This is a genomic window from Paenibacillus sp. NFR01, assembly GCF_900111565.1.
Classification (GTDB): Bacteria; Bacillota; Bacilli; order Paenibacillales; family Paenibacillaceae; genus Paenibacillus_AQ.
Genome location: NZ_FOIK01000003.1, coordinates 526,870 through 552,228, shown reverse-complemented (window position 1 = coordinate 552,228; position 25,359 = coordinate 526,870). Strand labels below are relative to the sequence as shown.

The window sequence follows — 25,359 nt, the reverse complement described above, 5'->3', positions numbered from 1 at the left end:
CCCTCTCAGGTCGGCTACGCATCGTCGCCTTGGTGAGCCGTTACCCCACCAACTAGCTAATGCGCCGCAGGCCCATCCCGTGATGACAGATTGCTCCGTCTTTCATCCTCCCTTCAGGCGAAAAGAGGAATTATCCGGTATTAGCTACCGTTTCCGGTAGTTATCCCAGTTCATGGGGCAGGTTGCCTACGTGTTACTCACCCGTCCGCCGCTAAGCTTATCCCGAAGGATAAACTCCGCTCGACTTGCATGTATTAGGCACGCCGCCAGCGTTCGTCCTGAGCCAGGATCAAACTCTCCATAAAGGTGTTTGACTTGCTCATTTTGAAACTGACGATTCATAAAATGAATCTCAAATTAACGTGTTCCATTTGTTCAGTTTTCAAAGAACTTGCCCAGTGAATCACTTTATCGTGTTTCACACAGGAATTAAATCATATCATGTTTTGAACTGATCTGTCAACTTATTTCTGCATCGATTTTTTAACGATCGTCGCTGCCTCATAAGCACAAGAGATAATATATCACGCATCGCCGGTCCATGCAACCCTTTTTTTAATGCATAAGAATTCCGCTTCCTACTCTGTCTAAGGTTGGTTAAAATACACGCATAAATCAAAGGGGCTTCGCACAAATTGTTTCCATAAAACGAGCAACGAAAGGAGATCCCATGAGCAACCGTACGAAGACGGCGACGGAACCGCTTGTCCCGGCAAAAGAACTTGGGGTTCAGCATCCACAAACGATCTATCGCATTCTCCTCGCTGTAAGCTTTGTCCATCTGTTTAACGATTCCATTCAGGCGCTCATTCCGGCCATGTTTCCGATTCTAAAGGCCAATATGCTGCTGTCCTATGCCCAGGTCGGCTGGATTTCGTTTGCGCTGAATCTCACTTCTTCCGTTATACAGCCGGTCATCGGCTATGCCGCCGACCGCAAACCCCGTCCGTTGCTGCTGCCGCTGGGGATGTGCTGCACATTCGCCGGCGTATTCATGCTCGCTTTTGCAGGTAACTATATGCTGGTCATTTTTTCGGTAGTCCTGGTTGGTCTGGGCTCCGCTGCTTTTCATCCGGAAGGCATGCGGGTTGCACATATGGCTGCGGGTGCGCGCAAGGGATTGTCCCAGTCCATTTTTCAAGTCGGGGGAAACGCCGGGCAATCCATCGGGCCTCTGTTGATGAAGTGGGTGTTTATCCCCTTTGGGCAAATCGGGGCATTGAGCTTCACTGTGGTTGCCGCTGCCGGCATTGCTGTACAAACCTATGTTGCACGCTGGTATCGGGAAATGCTGAATGCAGGATATTCCTTTGGAAAAAAAGGTGCCGGGCGGAAAATGGATAAAACCCGCCGCAGGCATATTCTCTCCGCCACGGTCATTCTCGTCTTCATCGTGTTTGTCCGTTCTTGGTACGGCGCCTCCATCGGCGGATATTACGCGTTCTATTTAATGGACAAATACGGTATGTCGCTGGACCGTGCGCAAATCTACATTTTCCTTTACCTCGCTGCCGGCGCAGTCGGTACTTTCTTCGGGGGACCGCTTGCTGACCGTTTTGGCCGCCGGAATCTGATCCTGTTGTCCATGATCGGTACGGTGCCGTTCGCCGTCGCCTTGCCTTTTGTCAACCAGATCTGGGCGGTTGCACTACTTCTGCTATCCGGATTCATTCTGTTGTCCAGCTTTTCGGTAACCGTCATTTACGCGCAAATGCTGTATCCCGGGAATATCGGTACCGTATCCGGGCTAATTACCGGACTCGCGTTCGGCCTTGGCGGCATCGGTTCCGTCATCATCGGCGATTTAATCGACAGCATCGGCATCGGTCCGGTTTTTGTGGCTTGCGGTTTTCTCCCGCTGCTCGGCCTACTGGCGCTTCTGCTTCCCGGGGATAAAAAACTGGAAGAGTGGGCGGCGGAATCGTATAATTTAGTTTAAATTATAACTATAAAATATCTTTTCATCTGCCGATGCCCTGAGGAGGGATACCCTTGCTGAAAAATGCGCTGGCCAAGGTTCGCAAAGGTTACGGGAAAAAGCTGGTTCGGATTCACGCCTGGAATGCGTGGCTGGTTGCTTTTTTAGCGTTAAGCGGATTGCTGCTGCTGGGCGGATACTGGCGCGAGGTGCTTGGCGAAGGCCGGGTCTGGCTGAAGCAGGCGCATATCTACATCGGGTTACTGCTGCTTTTGCCCGTCATTTATTATTTACTGCTGTCGGCAAAACATTGGAAACGATTAAAGGGAAAAACCTCGCAGAAAGCCAACGTCGTTTTTGTGCTTGCTATGCTCATCGGCTGGTTCCTCTCCGGGATCGTGCTCTGGCAATTTCGGTTGGCCGGTCCGCGGGCGGCCAATACGGCGCTGTGGATCCATGATCTGCTGACATGGATCGGTCTGCCGGTAATCATCTACCATTCGATTACCCGGGTCAAATGGCTGCGCGAACCGGCGAAGCGCACCGTCCAACCGGAGGAGTCTGCAGGGGAACAGGTTGCCGGTCATCCGGCCGGCGGTTCCGTGCCGCATAGAACTCCTTCCGGGCAGCCGCAGGCGCTCTATACCCGCCGCAGCTTTATCAAAGCGGCGGCTTTTGGCGGACTCGCGATTACGCTCGGACCTAACTTTGTCCGCTGGCTGGGCCGTACGACCGCATTGCCGGGCCTTGGCGGCTCCACCGCTGAGAACGCCAACCGCCTTGTACCCGATCCGGTGCCGCTCCCCCGTTCTTCCCCGCCTGCCGGGGGCGGTGCGGAAGGATATTTCCGCGTCTACACAGTAACCGATATTCCCGCGTTCGATAATTCGAACTGGTCGTTTACCATCGACGGCCTGGTGAACCGGACTTTCAACTGGAACTGGTCGGAGTTCGTCAAGCTGCAGCGCGAGGTACAAATCAGCGATTTCCACTGTGTCACAGGCTGGTCTGTCTACAGCAACACCTGGGAAGGGATTCCGCTGGCCAAGCTGCTCGATATGGCCGGCGTTCAGTCCGGCGCGACGATGGTTAAGCTCTACTCCGGCGATGGCGTGTATACCGATTCCCTGACATTGGATCAGGCGAGGATGGACGACGTTATGGTCGCCGTGCTGCATGACGGCCAGCCGATCTCCAATCAACTCGGCGGGCCCGTGCGTTTGGTCGTTCCAAAAATGTACGCCTACAAATCCGTGAAATGGCTGAACCGGATCGAACTGATTGCGGAAGATCATGTCGGGTATTGGGAACAACGCGGGTATGACAAGGATGCTTGGCTGCCGGGGGCAAAAAGAGCGTGAGGACCACCGGCAATCATTGCCGAAACCATAAAGAACCTTGACGACCGCTTAAACGGCCTTCAAGGTTCTTTTATTTAGGAGTTATGGAACCCGATCCCCGTTTACTCCAGGATTCTTTTCAACTCTCCGGCCTCGATATAGGCGAAATCCTCCCCTTCACCAAATCGAAGTGTAACACCGGACAATTCGAGAAGCGTCTTCACTTCCTTATTGCTGAGCTTCATCGTAGCTTTCCCTTTACCTGAAACAATTGCGTTTTTCAACAGTATTTTGATTTTGTCTCCATTGGGCGGATCAAACAGGCACACAAACCGAGACTGCTTGCTTTCGTAATTAATCTCTACGGTAGCTCCATCTTTAACCTTATATATATTCAGCGATTGAATGGTCAGATCCTTGCTGCGTAACGATAACTGGTATTTGACAGTGCCATTCGTTTTAACGGTACCGCCAGAGTTTGACGGGACGGTCGCCGCTTCATTATTTTTTTTATCCGGAAGCGTATAAAGGATCATGTAGTCAAAACCATTATTCCCCTGTGGGGTTAGAAATGGCTTATCAGGAGATGCACTTCCACCATTAACGAACCAGTTGCTCCATGCTTTAAGAAAAGAATCCAGGGTTAGCCCCGTATCCATGATCAAGTTATTTTGGATTTTGGACACATCCGCATAATTGCGGTACATTGCGCGCCGCGAAGCTTGCTCCCCGTATTGATCTTCCAAAAAAGCATACATGGAACCCATGATATAGTAGGTATAGAGGTGGCCGTTTGGATTTGGAGTCTTTTTGGTGAACCACGTCCAATCCAAATTTTGATTATAATTGGTTACCAGCTCTTTGAGCTTAGGCACTTCATGATTGGACAGAAAGCTGTTACGGATTATGACACCCATATCCTCTGGATGAACGCTTTGTCCATTGACCGCCGAATATCTGACAAATTGGCTCTGGCCCTGCCATTCCTGTAATTCGAAGTTGTCGCCTGTGTATAGATTGGAGGAGGCAAGCGCATGATTCAATTCATGGGCAATGGTCTCATAAGACGGGCCATTTCTCATATAGACGTACATATGTCCGTTATAGACATTTGCAAAACCTCCTCCGGCTGCCGATGAGTCTTTTACTAGGTCTTTTCTTCCGGAAATTTGGGCTGCTGCTTCTCCATTCTCCAAAAACAGGGCAATGGGTTTCTCGCCGGAAGCCGGATAGTAATTGTATTTGGCCACTCTTTGATATATCGAGTCCATTTCTTTTAGTACTGCGGTGGTTATGCGCCCGACATTTCTGTCATCAGCGTAGATGGTAAAATATATGGAATCCATTTGGTTCAACGTCAATTTTGGAGCCTGCAGGTCGACTTTTGTCGCGGTTTCCGAATAGTTGTAATCGGCCGCGCTCTCTTTGGGCGAAGCAGTCATTATACGGTCAGAGAGGTCCAGCAATGAATGCACTCCTGCTTCATATTGCACTGGAGTTATAGAAGCCGCTTTATCGCTAGAGGAGTCATCAATCCAAGTATTGCTATCCCTTATCATTAGCAACTGTTTGGTCTTGCTTTTCAATACAGAAGAAAGCGCGTTGCCCAGATCGGAGTTCAACTGAACGTTTTTGGATATCAGATTTGCCTGCGAAGCGAACGAAGAATCCGTATAACCGATATACATATTATCCAAATTACCGCTGCCGCCCATAGCATATAAATCCACAGTATACGTAATATGGCTAAAATTCAGCTTACTTGCGAGCGCTTGTACCCCCTCTTGCTGCTTCCACTTGCTTCCCACAAAGGCAAAGATCATGGTATAGTCCGGCGTATGTTCCTTATAATATCGGGCCATGTCCAACATCATTGCTGCTGCGGCAGCACCCGACTTTGCACTTTCATACCATTTGCCCTCCGGCAGACTCCCGAATCCGTCGATATTAGTGACCCACAGAATCGATTTCTGCTCGCTTTTTCCCGGGATTACGCCAACCAGATTGTCAGCCGGCTGGGAGGAGCGGTCAATTGTCAGGTTGATGCGGACATCGCTGGCTTTCAGTGATGCAGCAGAATAATCGCCCGGAACGCCGAGCACGGCTGCTATGTCCTGAGAGATATAGAGAACAGGCACACTAAGTTTCTCCGCATTCAGCGGATGCTCGTAATTGCCGACCTTAAGTTCGCCGTTGGTGATGATCATAACCCCTTTGGCGCCGTTGGCAACTGCCCGTTGAATCCGATCCATCGCTCCTTCCGGAAAATTGCCCTGCTTATCGTACCAATGGAAAATCACCAGCCCGTCAACCTTAGTCGGATAATCACCGCTCATCCCCGCCCCTGCATAATACAGTTTTTTGAACGAGAACCCCCCGCTTGCAGATCTTGAAAAAGGCATGTAATCCTTCATTAGTTCCAGCATCTTGCCATTGACGGAGACGGACTCCTTAACCAGAGAGGCGGTGCCCGTCTTATAGCTCTGCCGATATTGGGATTCCCCGAAAGCAGGGAGCATTCCTGCGGATACCATCCGGGACTGCAGGTCGGTAACCGCTTTGGCGTAACCTGCCGTTCCCGCCTGTCTCCCCTGATAATCCTGTTTCGCCCACTCCGCAATCATTGCCTGTCCTTGAAGAGTTAAGGATGCAGCTGCAAACGTTGGCTTTGGAAGATAGAGCATCCCTGCCATCAACGAGAACGCGATCATTACAGAAAAGAAGCGCCTCCGAAAATAAGTTTCCATTCTTAAACCTCCATAATCTCTAAGTAGATATGTATTGTGAATACGCCTGTAAGAAATTTTACACAAAATAGCGAGATCTGCCAATATCGACCATAATTGTGTTTGGAGCAAGCCATAAAGTTCATGTAAAACAACAAAAGCCGCTACCCCATTCTCTCTCAGCAGAGCAATGGAATAACGACTTGGTTTTATTGGGGGCTATTCAATTCCATAAACCACCAGATCATTCTTCCAGCAGCCGCAGCAGTTCATCTTCATCGTCGATGACCTGAATGCCAAGCTGCTGCGCTTTGGCCAGCTTGCTGCCGGCTTTTTCGCCGGCGATGACGATGTCCGTCTTCTTGGAGACGCTGCCGGATACCTTGGCCCCGAGCGCCTCCAGCCGCTCTGCCGCTTCCTCGCGGGTCAACTTTTGCAGAGAGCCAGTCAGAACCACGGTCTTACCGCTGAAGAAGGAATCGGTGCTGACCTGGCGCGGTGCCTCGGGGGCTTTCGCCTCGACGCCGAGGTCGAGAAGCCGCTGAATGCCCGTGCGGATAAACGGATCGGCGAAAAAGCCCACGATGCTTTCGGCAACAATGCCGCCGATATCCGGCAGCTCCGTCAGTTCCTCCACGCTTGCGTTCATCACGGCATCCAGGCTGCGGTAATGGTCGGCCAGCATCCGGGTCGTTGCCTTGCCGGTGTTGGGAATGCCCAGCGCATAGAGGAAGGAAGCCAGATCCCGGCCTTTGCTGGCCTCAAGCGCATTAAGCAGATTCTCCGCTTTCTTCTCTCCGAAGCGGTCCAGCTTGAGCAGCTGCTCGATCGTCAGCTCATACAAATCGGCCGGCTCGCGGACATTGAGCTCGTCATGAAGCTGCCCGGCTGTCTTGTCGCTAAACGTCTCGATATCCATCGCATCGCGGGAGGCGAAATGAGTAATCCGCGCGATAATCTGCGGTTTGCAGTCCAGTTTGTTGTTGCAGAACAAATGCGCCCCGCGCATCTCCAGCGGGAAGCCGCAAGCCGGACATTGTTCCGGATAGATAATCTCGCCGCCGTCGTTCTCTTCGGTTACCTTGCCGAGAATTTCCGGAATGACATCGTTGGAACGGCGAATGAAGACCCGGGTGCCCAGGGCGAACTTCAAATTTTTACGCTCGATGTCCCCGACGTTGTTGAGCGTGCAGTTCTGGACCGTCACGCCCGCCAGTTCCACAGCTTCTACCCGGGCTAGCGGCGTTACTTTTCCGGTACGTCCGACATTCCAGCTAACCGACTCCAGGACCGTGGTCGTTTCTTCCGCTTCGAATTTGTAGGCGACGGCCCAGCGCGGGAATTTGTCGGTGTAGCCGAGCACCTCACGGGTGCGGAAATCGGTCACTTTGATGACGGCCCCGTCGATCAGATAATCCAGCGAGGCGCGGGTCGCTTCAATGTCGGCAAGCTGTTCGGTTACGTCATCGAAATTCTCGAAGTATGTCAAATACGGATTCACTTTAAAATGATTGTTCCGCAGGAAATCCATCATCTCCTGATGCCCGGAGAACTGTACGCCGTCGGCATACCCGACATTATAGAAATAAGCATTCAACCGGCGTTCGGCCGTTGTCTTCGGGTTCAAGTTGCGCAGCGCGCCGGCCGCACCATTGCGGGCGTTCTTGAGCGGCTCGGCCGCACGGGAGTTGTAGTCGGCCAGAACCGACAGGTTCATGATGCCTTCGCCTTGAACTTCTATGACGCCGTCCTTGAACGGAATCGTTAAAGGCACGGATTTGATCGTCTTGACCTGGGCGAGAATGCCTTCGCCGGTCACGCCGTTGCCGCGCGTTGCCGCCTGCACCAGCGCTCCCCCGGAATAGGTCAGGTTCAGCGTCAAGCCGTCGAATTTCAGCTCCACCGCATAACAAGGCTCCGGCAAAGGCGTTCCGGGATTCTTCGTGTTGTAATCGTTCACCAGCTTAACGACCCGGGCATGCCAGCTGCGCAGCTGCTCGATATTCTGGGCTTTATCCAAGCTCCAGAGCGGTGCGAGATGCCGGTGCGGCGTAAAGCCCTTCAGCAGCTCTCCGCCGACGCGCTGGGTCGGAGAATCCGGCAGAACGATTCCGCTCTCCGCTTCAAGCGCCAACAGCTGGTCGTACAGCGCATCGTATTCCTTATCGCTGATCTGTGGCGCATCCAGCGTATAATACTGATAGTTATGCCGGTTCAGCTCCGCGACCAGCTCTTCCATCTTGCGTTTCGTGTCCATTCGGGCACATCCTCCCAAGAATTATGATCCCGCTTATTCGACTTTGGTAATCGGGGCAAAGCCTGCCAGCAGCCGCTTGACGCCCACCGGCGCCGGGAACGCGATCTGCAGCTCCGTGTCGTTCCCGCTGCCTTTTACGGCAACAATGGTGCCGATGCCCCATTTGCCGTGGGAGACCTTGTCGCCGGCTTTGAACTCGCCGGCGGCTGCCCCCGGAGCGCGCGACGCGCCTCCGGAGGTCACCGTCACGCGGCCCGCGCCGGGCACCGCGGACGCCGTGCTTCCGCTGCCGAACGCGGCGGCCCCGCCGCCTGTCGGCATCCGCTCGGCAGCGGGCGCGCCGCTGCCGAAATTGCCCCGGCCGCCGGCGCCGAAGCCGCGGCCGCCGTAGGCCCCGCCCGTGTCCGCGCCGCCGCGCCGGAAGCGGTCCGAAGCTTTGACAGTGTCTTCCTTCAGCTCCTCCGGAATCTCTTCCAGGAAGCGCGACGGCTGATTCTGCGTCGTCCGCCCGAACAGCGTGCGCATCCGCGCGCAGCTGAGGAACAGCTGCTTCTCCGCCCGCGTAATGCCGACATAAGCCAGCCGGCGCTCTTCTTCCAGCTCTTCGTTGTCCATGAACGCGCGGCTGTGCGGGAAGACGCCTTCTTCCATCCCGATGATAAATACATTCGGGAACTCCAGGCCCTTCGCGCTGTGCATCGTCATCAGCACGACGGCATCGTTCTGGGTCTCCTCTTCGGTATCGTTCATGCTGTCGATATCCGCAATCAGGGCCAGGTCGGTGAGGAAGGAGACCAGCGACTTATCCTCGTTATTTTTCTCAAACTCCATCGTTACCGACAGGAACTCGTCGATATTCTCCAGCCGGGCGCGGGATTCCAGCGTGTTCTCGTTTTGCAGCTCCAGCTTGTATTGTGACAGCTCAAGCACTTTTTCCGTCAGTTCTGTCACCGACAAGAACTCCACCATCCGGTGCAGCGCCTCGATCATATCGTAAAATTCAACCAGCGCATTGCGCGTCCGCCCGGCAAAACCGAGATCGTCCACCGTCTGCAGCACGCGGAAGATCGAAACGCCCCGCTCCGCTGCGGCAACGGCCAGTTTGGCTACCGTGGTGTCGCCCAGCCCTCTTTTGGGAACGTTAATGATCCGCACCAGGCTGATATCGTCATCCGGGTTGGACAAGAGGCGAAGGTACGCCAGCAAATCCTTGATTTCTTTGCGGTCGTAGAACTTGATGCCGCCGACGATCTGGTACGGTATATCCGATTTGATCAGAATTTCTTCTATAACCCGGGATTGGGCATTCGTGCGGTACAGGATGGCATGATCCTGATAACGCTGGCCCTGCTTAACGCCCCGGCTGATCTCACCGGTAACGAAATAACCTTCGTCATGTTCGGAGTCGCCGCGGAACACCTTGATCTTTGGTCCCTCTTCCGAATCGGTCCACAGCTTCTTCGGCTTGCGTCCCGTATTAAGTGCAATGACGCCGTTGGCCGCATTCAGAATGGTAGAGGTCGAGCGGTAGTTCTGCTCCAGCATGATCGTTTTGGCTTCCGGGTAGTCTTCTTCGAAATTGAGAATGTTGCTGATATCGGCGCCGCGCCAGCGGTAAATCGACTGGTCGCTGTCCCCGACCACGCAAATGCGGTGATGGGCGTCCGCCAGCATCCGGCACAGCATATATTGCGCCCGGTTCGTATCCTGATATTCATCGACATGGATGTATTTGAATTTCTTCTGATAGAAATCGAGCACGTCGGGCACATTCTTGAACAGCTCGATCGTCTTCATGATCAGGTCGTCAAAATCCAAAGAGTTGTTGCTCTTCAGCCGTTTCTGGTACATGGCGTACACCTTGGCGACGATTCCCTCAAAGTAATCCCCGATCTTTTGCTCGTATTGCGCCGGCGTGACCAGTTCGTTTTTGGCCGTACTGATGGCGGCCTGCACCGCTTTGGGTTCGAATTTCTTGGTGTCGATGCTCAGATCCTTCATACAGTTACGGATAACCGACAACTGGTCCGAGGAATCCAGAATCGAGAAATTCGAGGTGAAGCCGATGCGCTCAATATCCTTGCGCAGGATGCGCACGCACATGGAGTGGAAGGTGGAGACCCAAATATCTCTGCCTTCTGGACCCACGAGCCGCGAAACGCGTTCCTGCATCTCCCGGGCTGCCTTGTTCGTAAACGTAATCGCCAGAATGGCCCATGGCGGCGCTTTGCGATTGGCGATCAGCCAAGCGATCCGGTGGGTGAGCACCCGCGTCTTGCCGCTGCCCGCGCCGGCCATAATCAAAAGCGGTCCTTCTGTCGTCTCCACGGCCTGACGCTGCGGCGGATTCAGCCGGGCGACAGCATCCTGTATGTTAATCAGCTGCATGTAAAACATGCTCCTTTCCATCAATAAGCTTTCAATAAGTTATAAGTAGTTCGGCGCAAGCCCACTAGTCGAGAACTATCCGGGCTGTCCGTTTCACGGCATCCACCGTAGATAATGCCTGCTGCAGGTCACGGTAGATTACGTTGCCGACCACCACCGTGTCACACAGCGCGGCCGCTTCCGCTGCCTGCATTTCTGTCGCAATGCCCCCGCCATAAAAAAGCTGGGCTTGTTCGACGGTCTCCCGTATGGATTGAACGGTCCGCATATCGCCAAAAGCGCCGCTGTATTCGATATAAACAATCGGCAGCGACATGAGCCGGTCGGCGATTTGAGCATAGGCTGAAGCCTCATTGCCGTTCAAAGCGCAGTCCGCTCCGGTTAATTGCGCAACTGCGGAATCGGCGTTGAGAACGATATAGCCCTCCGTCAACAGCTGTTCCCACGGAATCAGGCTGCCATACCGCTCCAGCGCCTTGCGGTGCTGGCCAAAAATCCAATCGGTGTCCGCCGTGTTGAGCACCATGGGGATCAGATAGAGGTCAAAACCCGGCACGGCCGCTTCGAGATTGGAGATTTCAAGCGCGCAGGGCAGGGCATGCCGCCTGATTCGGTTCAGCAGCTCCAGCGTATTGTCATAGGTTACTCCCGTCGAACCTCCGACGAGAATGGCATCCGTTCCCGAACGGCAGATTGCCTCCAGCTCTCCGTCCGCAAGCATGCGGTCCGGGTCCAGCTTAAATACATGCCGCCACGGCTTGATCCATTGCCGCATTTCACTCATGCTTGACCATCCTTAATCCATCAGATCGGTATCTCTAGTCTATGTCAGGGCACAGGGGGTGTCAATTTAAAGAGAGGAAAAATGCGAACATTTTTTCGCATTCCGTTCGGGCCGGCTGCCCCTAATTGCCTACCCCTTTCATCTGCCTGATATCATCTTCCGAGACAAAATCGGTATAAAAGCCGTCCACACCCATCCGGTACTGCTTCGTAATTTCAGCTCCATCATTTACAGTGTGGACATAGGTTCTGGCGCCGGCCTTTTTCAGCTTGCGGATGAACGTTTTATCCGTTCGGCTGAGCGGCATCGTAATATCTACGCCGGATGCTTTTACAAAATCGATGACCTGCTCGTCGCTGTCTTTCGATTGGTACAACGTATAAATGATACGCGGAAACTTGTACACCGCCTGGACCACGCCATACATCTCGCGGTTATAGATTTGCGGAACAATCCGCTGAAGCAATGCGGGATTTTTCCGGTTCGCGGCATTTACAATGCTCTGAAATTGCCGTGTTACAATCTCCGGCTCAAGCTCCTTCGTGTCCGTCACCAGATAGGCATCCGGATAGGCAGCCAGCAAAGACATAATTTTATCGATATCGAGCGGCGTGTACAATTCCAAAATCGGAGTGTCCATAAACTCCGCATAATTCAGCACTTCGCCTTGCTTTGCGGCAGGCAGAACCTGCAACTGTCCGAGAAGCTCGCTCATATGCGCGGTCCACTCATGGCGGGCAACCAGCTTTTGATCCGCGGTCTGCAGGAGATCCACTTCGAAGACACGGGTTCCTTGCTCGTAATTAGCGACAAAGGCATCGAGGGTGTTCGTGTACGTATGACCGTTAATCCCGCCCATGGCATGGGCAACGATCCGGTAGGCTTCAAAGCCGGAAGCAGGCTCTTTCTCGTTCTCGGAGAGGGTAATGACCAGCAGCAGAGCAACCGACACTATCATCATGGCGTAGGCAATCATTTTTTTCTTATCCATACTGGCAGCATCCTTATGTGAGAGATCATTGCAAAGAAAAAACGGCTGTAGCCTTGGGCAAAGCTGGCTGGCAACCGTTTGTATGGGATTAAGTCATCATGTTCAGTACGCGTTCTTAAATCCGTTGCGGATCGTCTTGAAAATAATGCGGATATCAAACAGCAGCGACCAGTTCTCGATATAAAAAATGTCGTGTTTTATGCGATCCTCGATCGAGGTATCGCCGCGCAGCCCGTTGCTCTGCGCCCAGCCGGTAATACCCGGACGGACATGGTGCTTGACCATGTATTTTGGGATTTCGCCGCGGAACTGCTCCACATAATACGGACGCTCCGGCCGGGGGCCGACGACGCTCATATGCCCCAGCAGCACATTGAAAAACTGCGGCAGCTCGTCCAGGCTCATTCTGCGGATAAAGCTGCCAAACCGGGTACGGCGCGGATCGTTCGGCGTGCTCCAGCCGGTATCCGTCTCCCCCTCGGACTGCATCCGCATGGAACGGAATTTATACATCATAAAGTTGCGGCGGTTCAGCCCGACCCGTTCCTGCTTGAAGATCACCGGGCCCGGCGAGGTAAGGCGTACGCCAACCGCGACAAGAATCATCACCGGCGACAGCAGAATAATTGCAAACAACGAGAACAGGATATCAAACAGCCGTTTGGCGATTTTATTCCCGGCCATATCCAGCGGAATGTCCCGCACGTTGATCATCGGCATGCCGGCAAAGTTATCGAAATACGGACGGGCCGGCAAATAGTCGAAGAAATCGGGGATAATCAGCGTACGGACGCCGGCTTTTTCACAAGTGGCGATAATCGCCGGGTATTTGGAGTGGGCATCGAGCGGCAAAGCCAGAATGACCTCGTCCACCGGCATCATTTCCAGCATTCCGGCAAGCTCGTCGACTTTCCCGAGAATCGGCTTGTAGCGGGCGGCTTCAATCCCGTCCCACTCCTGAAAATCATCCAGGAACCCAATCACTTCGTAGCCAAGTTCGGGATACTGCGCAAGATTGCTGTAAAACCGCTTGCCGAGGGTACCCGCGCCGAGAATCAGCACGAACTGCCGGTTGTAGCCTTTTTCCCGCAGCGATTTCAACATCACCTTCAGCACATAGCGGTAAAACATGATCAGCAGCAAATTTAAGCCTACATAGATCGCTAAGTATTGCCGGGATACATCCAGCTGCTTCAGGAAAAACATCAGCCCGAGCAGGATGAAAATCGACATGGCCTGAATTTGAATGATCTTGAGAAATTCATCGACAAACCGTTTTTTGCGTTTCGGGATATATAGCGACGTCAAAATCCCGAGCAGCACAGCGATCGCGCCATAAATCAGGCTCCAATACGCATAAGACTCCACGGGGAGAGACTGATAGGAGGGGATCCAGCCGCTGCGGAATTTGAGCCACCAGGCAACCAGAAAAGAAAGCTGGATGATTCCGAAGTCAACCACCATATAGATCTGCGTTAAAAATTGCTGGTTGCGGCGTATCACGGTCCCACCTCCGCCTTTGCTTTTTCCCCTGCGCCAGAATTCATAACATCAGCATTCAAGCTCGTATCTGCCACACGATCTCGGCGCAGCACCTTCAGGCCATTGGTCACCAGGGAAAGGGCAAATTTCACGCCGACGCCGGCATATACCGCTCCATTAATCAAAGGATTATACTGCTTGCTGTAATGCTTGCGGTGAAACAGAATCATCGCCCGGTGAAACTCGTATACGATCTTGAACGGCCTGCGACGCGCGCTTCCGCCTTTGAGGTGTATGATATAGGTTTCAGGGTAGTAATAAACGCCCCAACCTGCGGCCTTTATGCGGTAACACCAGTCGAGATCCTCTCCGTACATGAAAAACCGCTCGTCCAATCCGCCGACCTGCCGGATCGTCTCCTGCCGAACAAGCATGAATGCCCCGACCAGACAGTCGACCGGATACGCGTCGTCAGGGTTCAAATACCCCAGCTGATAGCCGTTGAACCGCGGGTTGTCCGGAAACAGCTTGCTGAAGCCGAAGGCGTAATAAAACGAAGCTGAAGGCGTCGGGAATCCGCGTTTGCACGCCTTATCCAGCGAACCGTCCGGTAAAATAACCTTGCAGCCGGCAGCGCCAAGATCCGGGCGGCTGTCCATAAACGTCAACATGGTCTGCAGAGTATCTTTACAAACCACCGTATCCGAGTTCAGGAGCAGCACGTAGCGGCCGGAGGCTGCTTTCATCCCCTGGTTGTTGCCCCGGGCGAAGCCGACATTCTCCTTGTTGGCAATCACCAGCACCTCGGGGAACTCCCGGCCGATGCACTCCGCCGAACCATCGCTGGAGTGGTTATCTATTAAAATAATTTCATAGGAGAACTCGGTCTCCGACTGATAAACCGACCTGATGCAATCCGTTGTCAGGCGGCAGGTGTTGTAATTAAGGATTAACACGCTCACATCGATATTCACTTCACTGCGCTCCTGACAAATATAGTAATCTACCGCCAACAATTATAACATAAAAACCTCCCTGATAGGCATGCCTATACATGGGAGGTCCGGCAACGGCGGTAAGCCTATGATCGTCCATACAAGTCTATTCCCGGATTGCGAGCGGCTCTTTAGCGAGTGCGCATCTTCTCCTGAAGGGCTTTCCGTTTGCGCCACAGATTTTTCCTTTGCCTGAAAAAGCTTCCCCACGCTTTGAGCAGCGCAGGCTCGCGGACCAGCATGTAGCCGGTTGCCGCCGCTTCATACGGCAGAGCGCATAGCACCGTGGGGATCAAGCTGCGGGCCGGTTCGTTTTTGAAAAGCATCTTGTAACGGTTGATGTACGAAAGACGGCGGATAAACAGCAATTTGCCGCGGCGCCCAGAGGTTTTCCAGCCTCGTTCGTGATAGCCCCGGGCATCCGCATCGTAATAAGCCCGCCAGCCCAGCAGCCGGGCGCGCCAAGCGACATCGACATCCTCCTTGTAGGCAAAAAAGTCCTCGTCAAAAAACTCTCCGAAGATCGCGATATCCTCGATCATCCGGCGGGAATACATCGCCGCCGCGCCGGAAACCCCGAAGACTTCTCCGGAGGCGGCCCAGCGCTCTGCCGGCTCATCCGCCCCGCGGTCAAAAGCCCGCCGTGCCCGGTTCATCCAAAGACCCGTACTGTCCACCACACCAGGATCGGCTTTACGCAGCAGTTTTCCCGTCGCGCTTCCGATGGCCGTTTCTGCTTCCATCCGGGCAACCAGTCTGGATACATAATCCGGCGCGAGCGTCACGTCGGGGTTCAGGACCAGCATGTAATCCGCATCGCTCGCCGCGATCGCCTGATTATGGGCAGAAGCAAAACCGGTGTTGGCGGAATTCTCCACCACCTCTAGCGCAGGCAAAAGACGCCCTTCCGTCTCCCTCTGTGCATGCCATTCCTTTATACGTGCCGTGCTTTCGTCCGAGGAAGCGTTGTCCACTACGATGATCCGCAAGACCGGATATTGCTGACGCGCTACGGCTTCCAGGCATTCTATAATATCTTCGCTGCTGTTATAGGTAACGATATGTACGCTGACTTTTTTCGGGTTCATGAAACTCCTCTTCATTACGCATTGGAGTGGGCTTGCCTTCTTTTACCCATTATAAGCGATGACTTCGGGATGAAGCTACGCCCTAAATCCATCCAGTAGGCCGGCCCGCCCGGCAAAAAGGCTTCCATCGCTTGCCGCGGCGGAAGCCTTACAAATGGTTATTGCAGTTCACGCAGAAAATCCCGCAGTCCTTCTCGCCACGGGCGGATATCGGCGAACCCGTTCGTACGGATCGCCAAATGCTCCAGCACCGAATACCGCGGACGCGGTGCCGGCCGCGGAAATTGCTCCGTCGTGCATGGCTCGAGCTCGGCCGTAAACTTCAGCCCCAGTATCTCTTCCGCATCCGCAAAGATGGCCTGAGTAAATTCATACCACGTGCATATCCCGCTGTTGGAGGCATGATATACCCCGTATTTCTCCGTCCGGATCAGCTCCAGCAGGAAGTTGGCCAAATCCACGGTATAGGTGGGAGAACCTGTCTGATCATTCACGACTTGAAGAACCGGCTTCTCCTGTCCCAGCTTCAGCATCGTCTTTACAAAGTTGCTGCCATACTTACCGTAAACCCAGGAGGTGCGGACAATGAAAAATTTCGAGGACAATGACTGCACCAGTATTTCTCCAGCCCGCTTTGACTTGCCGTAAATGGTCCGAGGATCGGTGTTGTCGTATTCGTGGTATGGCTTCTCCCCCATGCCGTCAAACACGTAATCCGTGCTGATGTACACCAGCTTGGCTCCGGCCTCTTCCGCGGCAAGCGCTACATTCCGGCTGCCGGTCGCGTTAATTGTATACGCCGCATCGATATCCGTCTCTGCCGCATCTACTGCGGTATGCGCGGCGCAATGGATGACGGCATCCGGCGCATACCCGCCGATGACTGTTTTACACTGCCCCAGATCAGTGATATCCATCTCCTGCCGGTCACAGCCGAATACCTCATGGCCCTGCTTTTGAAGCAACAGCACAAGATCTTGGCCGAGCTGTCCGGCTGAACCGGTAACAAGCACTCTCATTTTCGGCATTACAGTGAATCCCCCAGACGGGCGCCGTATTGCCGCGCAGCATACTGCTGATATTCGCCGGATTGGATGCGGGTCCACCATTCCTTGTTGTCCAGATACCAGCGGATCGTCTCCTTGATGCCTGTCTCAAAGGTATGCTTTGGCTGCCAGCCCAGCTCCCGGGTAATTTTGGCCGGATCGATGCCATAGCGGCGGTCATGCCCCGGGCGGTCCTGTACATACGTGATCAGCGACTCCGGCTTGCCGAGCTCCTCCAGAACCGTCTTGACGATGTGCATATTGGTGCGCTCATTATTGCCCCCGATATTGTACACTTCGCCGTTCACGCCCTCATGAATGACCAAATCAATCGCGCTGCAGTGATCCTCCACGTACAGCCAGTCGCGGATGTTCAGTCCATCGCCGTATACCGGCAGCGCCTGATCATGCAGAGCCCGGGAAATCATCAGCGGAATCAGCTTCTCCGGGAACTGATAGGGGCCGTAGTTATTGGAGCATCGGGTGATGTTCACCGGCAGCCCGAACGTCTCATGATAAGCGCGAACCAGCAGGTCTCCGCCGGCTTTGCTCGCGGAATACGGGCTGTTTGGTGTAAGCGGCGTTTCTTCCGTAAATAGCCCGGTAGCGCCGAGCGTACCGTAGACTTCGTCCGTGGAGACCTGAACGAACTTCGTCACGCTGTATTTTTTGGCGGCATCGAGTAGCACTTGCGTTCCCAGCACATTCGTCTTCACAAATACGTCCGGCTCCAAAATGCTCCGGTCCACATGGGATTCGGCCGCAAAATTGACCACGACCTCCACGCCTTGGCTGATTAATGCGTCCATCGCCGCCGCATCGGTAATGTCGGCTTTGACAAACGTATAGTTCGGATGGCCTTCCACCGATTTCAGGTTCTCCAGATTTCCCGCGTATGTCAACGCATCTACATTTACGATCTGGTAATCCGGATGCTGCTGCAGCATATACATGACAAAATTACTGCCGATAAAGCCGGCTCCGCCGGTGATAAGGAGTTTCATGGGTAACCACCTTAACTTTTTTATGATTAATACAATAACTTCAACCTATAGAATTCAGAACTATGATATTCTATGCTGACCCTCTCTCGATCGCAACGTTCAATCAGGAGTTAAACAGATCGGTCAGCGAAATGTTATAGCGCTTCATCCACTCTTTAATCTGCTTATTGTCCACTTTTTTAATTGCATTGATGTTGGATCTTTTTTTCAACATTACACCCATTTTACCCCAAACATCCCGGTGCGCCTTGAGTAAAGTCACAATCATATCCTTTTTCGAGGTGTTGCTTATCAATTCGCTGGTTGCCCCCTGCTTTTTAAGCATACTGAATGCTTGATAAAAATAAAGCCGCAGCGTATAGAGCGGGTTCAGCAATATCAAAGACAGCGGATAGTTCTTCAGCACAAACCAATAATGATTGCGTTCCACCAAATAGGTCTTGAACAGCGAGTACTTGCCGGAAGATGCCGAGTACCGGTGATAAACAACCGCATCCGCAACATAGAGGCATTTCCAGCCCGCAAGCTGCAGGCGGAACCCCAGATCCGTGTCTTCGCAGTAGCAGAAGAAGTCTTCGTCGAATAAGCCGACTTCATCCAATGCCGATTTCCGGTACATTGCTGCGCAACCGCTGGGAATCAAAATTAGTTCCGTCTTCTCGTATTTACGGATGTTCTCATTTCTTCCACGGCCTCTGGACATGCCGCTGACATTGACCAGCAGACCTGCCGAGTCCATAACCTCCGGTTCGTAATGCGAAATGATTTTACAGCCGCAGCTTCCTAAAGCCTCATTCTGTTCTAGCTGATCCACTAAACGCTGCAGCCAGTCCCTGTCGGCCCTGGCATCATTATTTAATAAAGCAATGTATTCACCGTTTGAATGTTTGATTGCATCATTGTTCCCCCTGGCAAAGCCCAAATTTTCTGCCGACTCGATTAATTGGACAAAGGGATACTTTCTGATGATATCCACCGATCGATCCTTGGAGTTATTATCGAGGACAATAACCTCCCAGTTGCTGTAGGTTTGATGGATGATGGATTCGATGCATTCTTCGATATATTCCGCGCCGTTATAGTTTACGATAATAATGGAAACCAGCTTATTCATTGCTTACCTTCTTTCCGGCACGCCTTCTCCGCTCTTTCAGGACAGAAAAGCTATACGGCAGTAAAGGCAAACCGTACATCGCCAAAATAAAATACGTGATGAACTTGCTGGCCAGAATCGGAGTGATTACGCTGAGCGTCGTATATCCCCAAAGATGCAATACCGCCAGCATGGTAACCTCCGTACTGCCTTGCCCGCCCGGGATCATGCTCACTACGCCGATAACCATCCCCAGAGAGTGAACCAAAATGACTTTGGGCAGCGAGATCTCGACATTGAAGGCATGAAAAATGCAGTACAAGTACAAATACTCGGTAATATAGGCCAAAAAAGAAGCCGCAATGATAACGGCACCCAGCTTGGGGTTGCGGATCGGGATCAGCAGGCTGTTTTTTACGTTTGCCAGCACGATCTTCAGCCTGGAGCCCAGGAGTTTATAGGCGGCCAGAAGCAAGATTAGGACGGCCACAATTATAATCGCTATCAATAAATAATTGTCTCGGATGCCGTGGACGCTGTCGCTCAGGAGGGACAACAGACTTTGGCTGACCATAAAAATAGCCATAAGCGAGTAAATCAGCACAACCAGCAGCTCAATGATTTTATCCAGGAACAGCACAGGCAAAATTTTCGAGACATCGACCCGGTATTTGAATTTTAAATACGCCGATACCAAGACCTCTCCGGCACGCCCCGGAATAAATGCCCCCATGAGTTGGCTTGAAGCTGTCAATGGCAATGTTTCTTTGTAACGGATGTCGGTGTACACTTTCAAGATCTGATTGATCTTGAAGGATCTCGTCAAAAGGACAGCCGAATAGGCAGCAATGCCGATGATCAGATAAGAATAGTTCAACGAATGAAAACGATGTTTTAAATAGAACAGGAGAATGAAAAGGGCAAGCGCCCCCGCTCCGAACAAAACCGGCTTTTTACTCTTCACCTCGCACCAGTTCACTTTCTGCGGAAATTTCCTTATTGGAGTCCTTCACTTTCATTTCGAGACGATGTAGCTGTTGCTTTAACAAGCCGATCTCTTGCGACATCTGGCGTATCTTGATCGATGAGTTGGAAATGGATATGGTCAGGCTAAAAATAATGGCCAGTCCTGAAACGATGCCGACCAAAAACACAAAGTTCGAAGGCGCTTGAAATCCGAAAACCCTGGTGAAATAAAAAGCGATCTGCGGAAGCACGGAAATCGCCAGCATGAGCACCACGACGAAGATCCATAAGAGCGCATATTTAAGCTGCAGCTCGTACTTTTTAATCATATTAATCAAAAGAACAAGCAATACCACGCATAAGAGAATCAGAGAGAGCTGCAATTTCAACGGAAACATATCATCCATCCTTAAGTAACCTGATGTTTTCGGGTAAAATCAATAACAATCGCCAGCGTAACTTTAATCATGTAATACACCGATTTAAGCGACTTTATGGATGAAGTCCCTCCGCTGCGCTCCCTCATCTGGACCGGTATCTCCTCGATTTGATATCCGTTTCTGCTCAGAGCCATAATAGACTCCGGTTCCGGATAATCCGTAGGATAATTTGCCGCGAAAAAATCAATGACCCTCTTATTGCATGCCCTGAATCCGGAGGTAGGGTCGCTTACTTTCCGCTTGGCCAACAGTTTCAGCAGCACCGAAAAATAAACGATTCCCACTCTTCGGGTCACCGACGACTGAAATCCTTCCTTGTGGATGAATCTGGAGCCGATGACGAAATCAGCCTGTTGTTTAAGGATAGGCTCGACCAGATGTTTGATATAAGCCGGATCATGCTGACCGTCTCCGTCAATTTGTATGGCGATGTCATAGTTGTTTTGCTTCGCGTAAATATACCCGGTCTGGACGGCGCCCCCGATACCCAAATTGCACGGCAGATTAATTACATTCACATGGTTTTTCTCGCAGATGGCAGAAGTCCGGTCCGTAGAATGATCATTAATAATGACAAAATCCAGTAGATCCGAATATTTCGCCAATTCCCGAATCAACGGCTCAATATTCTCCTCTTCATTGAAGCACGGAATGATCCCCAATATTCTCAATCTGCACTCTCCTTCACGGGCTTGGCACCCAATAGCGTAAAAATAATATCACTATCGTAAACGCCAACGAAAATATCGCGAATTTAGGTATAACCATATTCAATCCGTCTTTGATTTTAGTAAATCTTTGATTCAAGTTAACAGAATTTATCGCCAGCAACAAGAAAAATACAAGAGATACCGGGATGAAATATCTTCCTTGCACGCCTGAGACGACCGGATTCCCTACTCCGCCTATCTCCGGTATGGAGGTCCAGGTAATATACAGCGCCGACTCGATCAGCACGACGACCAGGATTCCCAGAATGGCGAACAGCCCCTTGTCCCGGCCCTTGATCCGCACCTTTCCCGGATGGTCATTAAACAGAAAGGCGGCCAGCAGCAAAACAAAGTAAACGACGATGAAAACAACAGGGAAATTCGTATCCAGCCACCCTAAATTTCCGATGAAACTATTCAGGTAAAACAATAGGCCGGTCTTAAACGTGTGCAGCAAGATATGCACATAGCTAAACGGGGAAGTAAGAATGAAGTGAATCTGTTCCCCCGCATTGGTATCTGCTACTACGCTACCGCGTAAGATTAATTTCATCAGGCCTGTCCACAGCAGATAGGCAAGAACGCCAGAAGAAACAATGATCGAAATCCAGGTGTACTTTTGTTTCTTATCTCTAAATTTGGATAACGGAATTAACAGTACCAATAACAGTAGAGGAAAATAGACTTGTTTAAACTGAATCAGAAGCACAGAAAATACAATCAACGCGTACAGATTTTTTTTGGAAATCGATTTTACGTCGTCGCTGTATATCAGCTTCAACACGAACGACAGATACAAAAAAATCGTCCCGATGATGATTGCGTCATAACTCAAAGAGCTGGCCAGGATCATGGTCATCGGCATCAGGCAAAGGAGAAAGAGGCCGTTTTTAAAGAAAGGAATATTCTTGATCGCATAATAACAGCATGTCAGAAAAAAAGCCAAATTAAATATTCTGCCGCCGTAGACGTAGTTAATCGGAGAAATGTTGTCATTCGTGAAAATAGGATTCTCAAGCGTTGCTTTGACGAATAACATCCCGGCTGCTTGCGGCAAAAACAATATCGGATTGCTTTGGGAGGTGGAATATTCCGTAAACAAACTCTGTCCCCGCTGAACGCGGAGATGCGAATCAAAATATTGATCCTTGTAGCTGTACTTCACGTCCATATTCCCCATCATCGGTCTTAATTTATTTTCAAAGTTCATTAACGCTTCAGGAATGTAATTGCCGATTTTACCTTCAGCATTAACGATGGGAAAGGGATGCAGGCTGGATACAAGGAATGACTTTTTGAAATGGCTGTCTTCATCCGGGGCCTGCAGGGGAGGAATCAAAAATATAAATAACAAGCCGAAAATCAAGCCGAGCGTAATAAACCTTTTTTCTATACTGATCCCATTCAATGCGTTAGCCCCCCACTTTACTGTAGAGATAGTCAAACAATGTCCGGTTATAATACACCTTAAAGACAAGATCCCCGTTCAATGTTGTCCCGTTCAGCCGCAATTCTCCTCCATCATAGACGTTGCCGTCGCTGACATAGGAGGAAATGGAGGCGTCTTTCTCCCCTGACAATGATTTGATCGCCACAACATAATGTTTGCCCTTGGAGAATTTAATAGGAGGAAATCTGAAATCAAAATACGCATTGTCGGTAATGCTATCAAATTGAACTTTCGCTTCATAAATATTGGCGCTACTGCCTTCATGCCGGAGAGCGATAATAAAATCCCCTTCGTTCTTTCGCATAAAAGTCGCCATCTTGATGGACACGCCGCTTAAATTATTCCGGTCGATTTGAAAAGACTGCTCCAGCTCGGTTCCTTCAACTAATTCCCCCAGTGTGGAACTGCCGCTATCCTGGCTCAGTCCTTCACGCATCAGACCGATATTTCCAACGTAAACAAAAATCAAAAGGGCTATAAACACCGCAACGCCTAATCCTTTAACCCATTTAAACCTGCGATTGTTCTGCATATTGTTCTCCATTTACTTCGCTCTTCGCGTCGTCATATCCGTAAAGCGAGAGAATTTGGTCTTGCAGCCTTGACCATTCCTTGTTCTCGGCGGTAAGCCGGCCGTTCCGGATGATGCGGTTGCGCAGTTCTTCGTCCGTACGCGCTTCATGGATCATGGCGAGTGCGCTGGCGATATTGCCTTGCTCGTATAACAGGCAGTTTTCCTTATGCTTCAAATACTCAATATTCCCTGCGTTAGGCGCGACTACGGCAATTCCTCCCGTGGCCATCATCTCCAGCGGAGGATAGGAGAAGCTCTCCAGCAGGCTGGATTTGATTAAGATATCGCAGCTGGCATATACATTGCCCACTTCATGATAGGGAACCTTATTCAGGAACTTGTCCACCCGGTACCATTCTTTGGGACTGCCGCTATAAGAGAGATACCAGATTTCATATTGATCCGGATCCAGTTCGTTTACGATTTTAAAGCTTTCGTCCACATTTTTATAATGGTCCTTGGAATTGCCCTCCACCAGAACCCGAATCTTCTGTTTGCCGAAGTCGCGTTCCGAATAAGGGAACACCGACAAGTCTATGCCGTTGGGAGCATAGTCCACTTCGCATTTAAAATCATTCTTAAGCCAATCCTCGCACCACTTTGAGATCGTGATATATTTCAGATCGTTAAAGGGAATATACGTCAAATTGGCCAGCACCCTTGAATAATTGCCAGGCTCGTAAAAATCGGTTTCATAATTCTGAACCAAATAATATTTGTCTTTTACTTTCGGATAGTGATTGGCAAAGGAGGTGGTGGTCCATAACGTCGCCACGCATTTTTCGATAAAGCCATGAAAAGCATGTTTGTGAAAAGAAATGACGTTAAGCTCGCCGTCTTTGTTGACGATGTTATTCTCATCTTCGTCCATAGAGATAATGAGCACGTCTTTCCCGGCATCCCTTAACATATTCGCATGTTTAATCACAACGTTTACGCCGCCGCTGATTTGCGTGGACGGAAGCACAAAGGCAATATTCGGCTGCGCAACCGAGGACAAAAACTTATGCAGCGGGAACCCGGTTTTGGAAGTCACATGTTTGCTTAGAACAACGGAGTACGCTTTATTCGCAAGCGTCTCCCGGTACTGCGCATCCCAGATCAGCCGGTTTAATTCGTTCTCCCACTCTTCCATGCCGCCGCATAACACACCTGTCTCACCGTGGACCATGACTTCCTTGAACGCCCCGACATTGCTGGCAATCGTGGGCACCTTAACAAGCGCAGCTTCAGTCCATTTGTTCTCGGACTTCGCTTCATTAAAGATCGTATTTACGAGCGGCGCCAAGTTGATGTCCACGCTGGCGATAATTTCAGGCAGCTTGGTCCAATCGGCAAACTTCTCCGTGAGGATCCGGTCTTTGAAAGCAACCAGGCTTTCGGGAATATCCAGGAAACCAACCACCTTAAGGTACACATGGGGATGGGCTTCGAACAGTTTTTTAATCACCGGAAGAATCAGGTCAAAATCCTCGTTATGCGTGATGCTTCCGCTAAAATAGCCCATAACCACGCGGTTAGGGTCATGTTTGTTTTCTTTAAGCGCCTCTTGAGACAGCTTGACCATTTTTTCGGAAGCCACGTTCCGGTTGATAAAGACCTCTTTCACATAAGGTTTAAGTTCATTTGCCAGCCGCTCCGTGGTCGTTACCGCATAATCGCATAAAGAGAGCGTTCTTTGGGTCCGGTTGACCCCGTCCATGTACATGGCAAACTCGTTTTTGTCCAGCTTCTCCAGATGTTTAATTTCTTTGACATACTTATAATCAATAACCAGATCGTCGATATCAAAGATCACGGTTTTGTTGAAATACTTGGCCTTCTGAATGAAGGATTCCACCATATCCGTAGAAGGGCAGCGGAAAAACACGAAGGCCCGGTAATATTTGACCGATTCCAGCGTTAAATTCTCATAATACACTTTATCGCAGGAGTACCCGTTGAAATGGAGCTGCTCCATTTGATGGTCCACCCGGTACCGTTCCGGATGCGGGAGCGTACAGCCATTAATGAAAAGAATATCTTTAAAGCCGGGATTTTTGGCATATCTCCCTTTTAATAATTTTCTCTTGGTATAGCTCAGGGACTTGGCCGTGAAAGCACCTAA

The 25,359-nt window shown here is 51.2% G+C and carries 19 protein-coding genes and 1 rRNA gene; 2 read left to right on the top strand and 18 right to left on the bottom strand.

Going from position 1 to position 25,359, the window contains the following annotated elements; all coding sequences use genetic code 11:
* Positions 1 to 305: ribosomal RNA gene (locus tag BMW84_RS17255) — 16S ribosomal RNA — on the bottom strand; the annotation flags it as partial.
* A 365-nt stretch (positions 306 to 670) separates the two neighbouring features.
* On the opposite strand from BMW84_RS17255, the gene BMW84_RS17250 reads away from it, so the two are divergent.
* Both BMW84_RS17250 and BMW84_RS17245 read left to right on the top strand, forming a co-directional pair.
* Complete coding sequence (locus BMW84_RS17250) at positions 671 to 1,939, top strand: MFS transporter (RefSeq protein WP_091070525.1); 1,269 nt, start codon at positions 671 to 673, stop codon at positions 1,937 to 1,939.
* Between the two features lie 53 nt (positions 1,940 to 1,992).
* Positions 1,993 to 3,279 carry a molybdopterin-dependent oxidoreductase gene (locus tag BMW84_RS17245; RefSeq protein ID WP_368086723.1) on the top strand — a complete coding sequence of 429 codons (1,287 nt, stop codon included), beginning with the start codon at positions 1,993 to 1,995 and terminating at the stop codon, positions 3,277 to 3,279.
* A gap of 101 nt (positions 3,280 to 3,380) precedes the next feature.
* Here BMW84_RS17245 and BMW84_RS17240 read toward each other — a convergent pair whose 3' ends face one another.
* The 17 genes from BMW84_RS17240 to BMW84_RS17160 all read right to left on the bottom strand — a co-directional run bounded on the left by BMW84_RS17240 (position 3,381) and on the right by BMW84_RS17160 (position 25,212).
* Positions 3,381 to 6,005 carry a hypothetical protein gene (locus BMW84_RS17240; RefSeq protein ID WP_091070523.1) on the bottom strand — a complete coding sequence of 875 codons (2,625 nt, stop codon included), beginning with the start codon at positions 6,003 to 6,005 and terminating at the stop codon, positions 3,381 to 3,383.
* Positions 6,006 to 6,228: 223 nt separating this feature from the next.
* Positions 6,229 to 8,241 (bottom strand): NAD-dependent DNA ligase LigA, encoded by a 2,013-nt coding sequence (ligA, locus tag BMW84_RS17235; protein ID WP_091070522.1) that lies wholly within the window; start codon positions 8,239 to 8,241, stop codon positions 6,229 to 6,231.
* A gap of 33 nt (positions 8,242 to 8,274) precedes the next feature.
* Entirely contained in the window at positions 8,275 to 10,629 is a 2,355-nt protein-coding gene (gene pcrA / locus BMW84_RS17230; RefSeq protein WP_091070520.1) for a DNA helicase PcrA, read from the bottom strand.
* 64 nt (positions 10,630 to 10,693) lie between these two features.
* Complete coding sequence (locus BMW84_RS17225) at positions 10,694 to 11,404, bottom strand: heptaprenylglyceryl phosphate synthase (RefSeq protein ID WP_091070577.1); 711 nt, start codon at positions 11,402 to 11,404, stop codon at positions 10,694 to 10,696.
* Between the two features lie 130 nt (positions 11,405 to 11,534).
* Positions 11,535 to 12,404, bottom strand: coding sequence for a phosphatidylinositol-specific phospholipase C/glycerophosphodiester phosphodiesterase family protein (locus tag BMW84_RS17220; RefSeq protein WP_254773026.1), 870 nt, complete (start codon positions 12,402 to 12,404; stop codon positions 11,535 to 11,537).
* Between the two features lie 102 nt (positions 12,405 to 12,506).
* On the bottom strand, positions 12,507 to 13,907 hold the full coding sequence (locus tag BMW84_RS17215; protein ID WP_091070518.1) for an undecaprenyl-phosphate glucose phosphotransferase: 1,401 nt from the start codon (positions 13,905 to 13,907) through the stop codon (positions 12,507 to 12,509).
* Positions 13,904 to 14,854, bottom strand: coding sequence for a glycosyltransferase family 2 protein (locus BMW84_RS17210; protein ID WP_091070574.1), 951 nt, complete (start codon positions 14,852 to 14,854; stop codon positions 13,904 to 13,906). Before BMW84_RS17210 ends, BMW84_RS17215 begins: the two co-directional genes overlap by 4 nt.
* A 158-nt stretch (positions 14,855 to 15,012) precedes the next feature.
* Positions 15,013 to 15,969 carry a glycosyltransferase family 2 protein gene (locus BMW84_RS17205; protein WP_091070516.1) on the bottom strand — a complete coding sequence of 319 codons (957 nt, stop codon included), beginning with the start codon at positions 15,967 to 15,969 and terminating at the stop codon, positions 15,013 to 15,015.
* Between the two features lie 158 nt (positions 15,970 to 16,127).
* A complete protein-coding gene (rfbD, locus tag BMW84_RS17200; protein WP_091070573.1) occupies positions 16,128 to 16,988 on the bottom strand; it encodes a dTDP-4-dehydrorhamnose reductase in 861 nt (286 codons plus the stop codon).
* A gap of 8 nt (positions 16,989 to 16,996) precedes the next feature.
* On the bottom strand, positions 16,997 to 18,019 hold the full coding sequence (gene rfbB / locus BMW84_RS17195) for a dTDP-glucose 4,6-dehydratase (RefSeq protein WP_091070515.1): 1,023 nt from the start codon (positions 18,017 to 18,019) through the stop codon (positions 16,997 to 16,999).
* A 103-nt stretch (positions 18,020 to 18,122) separates the two neighbouring features.
* Positions 18,123 to 19,133, bottom strand: coding sequence for a glycosyltransferase family 2 protein (locus tag BMW84_RS17190; protein WP_091070513.1), 1,011 nt, complete (start codon positions 19,131 to 19,133; stop codon positions 18,123 to 18,125).
* Positions 19,126 to 20,076 carry a lysylphosphatidylglycerol synthase transmembrane domain-containing protein gene (locus tag BMW84_RS17185; protein ID WP_175498853.1) on the bottom strand — a complete coding sequence of 317 codons (951 nt, stop codon included), beginning with the start codon at positions 20,074 to 20,076 and terminating at the stop codon, positions 19,126 to 19,128. Before BMW84_RS17185 ends, BMW84_RS17190 begins: the two co-directional genes overlap by 8 nt.
* Positions 20,066 to 20,485 carry a DUF2304 domain-containing protein gene (locus BMW84_RS17180; protein WP_091070510.1) on the bottom strand — a complete coding sequence of 140 codons (420 nt, stop codon included), beginning with the start codon at positions 20,483 to 20,485 and terminating at the stop codon, positions 20,066 to 20,068. Before BMW84_RS17180 ends, BMW84_RS17185 begins: the two co-directional genes overlap by 11 nt.
* Positions 20,486 to 20,487: 2 nt before the next feature.
* Positions 20,488 to 21,189, bottom strand: coding sequence for a glycosyltransferase family 2 protein (locus BMW84_RS17175; RefSeq protein ID WP_091070508.1), 702 nt, complete (start codon positions 21,187 to 21,189; stop codon positions 20,488 to 20,490).
* Between the two features lie 13 nt (positions 21,190 to 21,202).
* Positions 21,203 to 22,636, bottom strand: a complete 1,434-nt coding sequence (locus BMW84_RS17170) for a DUF2142 domain-containing protein (protein WP_175498851.1) — start codon at positions 22,634 to 22,636, stop codon at positions 21,203 to 21,205.
* 4 nt (positions 22,637 to 22,640) lie between these two features.
* Positions 22,641 to 23,222 carry a hypothetical protein gene (locus BMW84_RS17165; protein ID WP_091070504.1) on the bottom strand — a complete coding sequence of 194 codons (582 nt, stop codon included), beginning with the start codon at positions 23,220 to 23,222 and terminating at the stop codon, positions 22,641 to 22,643.
* Positions 23,188 to 25,212: a glycosyltransferase gene (locus tag BMW84_RS17160; protein ID WP_254773025.1), complete on the bottom strand. Its 2,025-nt coding sequence runs from the start codon at positions 25,210 to 25,212 to the stop codon at positions 23,188 to 23,190. Before BMW84_RS17160 ends, BMW84_RS17165 begins: the two co-directional genes overlap by 35 nt.
* Positions 25,213 to 25,359 lie beyond the last annotated feature (147 nt).

Excerpts from the sequence above, each read along its gene's own strand:
- BMW84_RS17250 (WP_091070525.1), top strand. The coding sequence starts at position 671 with ATGAGCAACCGTACGAAGACGGCGACGGAACCGCTTGTCCCGGCAAAA.
- BMW84_RS17240 (WP_091070523.1), bottom strand. The coding sequence starts at position 6,005 with ATGGAAACTTATTTTCGGAGGCGCTTCTTTTCTGTAATGATCGCGTTC.
- ligA (WP_091070522.1), bottom strand. The coding sequence starts at position 8,241 with ATGGACACGAAACGCAAGATGGAAGAGCTGGTCGCGGAGCTGAACCGG.
- pcrA (WP_091070520.1), bottom strand. The coding sequence starts at position 10,629 with ATGCAGCTGATTAACATACAGGATGCTGTCGCCCGGCTGAATCCGCCG.
- BMW84_RS17225 (WP_091070577.1), bottom strand. The coding sequence starts at position 11,404 with ATGCGGCAATGGATCAAGCCGTGGCGGCATGTATTTAAGCTGGACCCG.
- BMW84_RS17220 (WP_254773026.1), bottom strand. The coding sequence starts at position 12,404 with ATGGATAAGAAAAAAATGATTGCCTACGCCATGATGATAGTGTCGGTT.
- BMW84_RS17205 (WP_091070516.1), bottom strand. The coding sequence starts at position 15,969 with ATGAACCCGAAAAAAGTCAGCGTACATATCGTTACCTATAACAGCAGC.
- rfbD (WP_091070573.1), bottom strand. The coding sequence starts at position 16,988 with ATGAGAGTGCTTGTTACCGGTTCAGCCGGACAGCTCGGCCAAGATCTT.
- rfbB (WP_091070515.1), bottom strand. The coding sequence starts at position 18,019 with ATGAAACTCCTTATCACCGGCGGAGCCGGCTTTATCGGCAGTAATTTT.
- BMW84_RS17190 (WP_091070513.1), bottom strand. The coding sequence starts at position 19,133 with ATGAATAAGCTGGTTTCCATTATTATCGTAAACTATAACGGCGCGGAA.
- BMW84_RS17180 (WP_091070510.1), bottom strand. The coding sequence starts at position 20,485 with ATGGATGATATGTTTCCGTTGAAATTGCAGCTCTCTCTGATTCTCTTA.
- BMW84_RS17165 (WP_091070504.1), bottom strand. The coding sequence starts at position 23,222 with ATGGAGAACAATATGCAGAACAATCGCAGGTTTAAATGGGTTAAAGGA.
- BMW84_RS17160 (WP_254773025.1), bottom strand. The coding sequence starts at position 25,212 with ATGGAGCAGCTCCATTTCAACGGGTACTCCTGCGATAAAGTGTATTAT.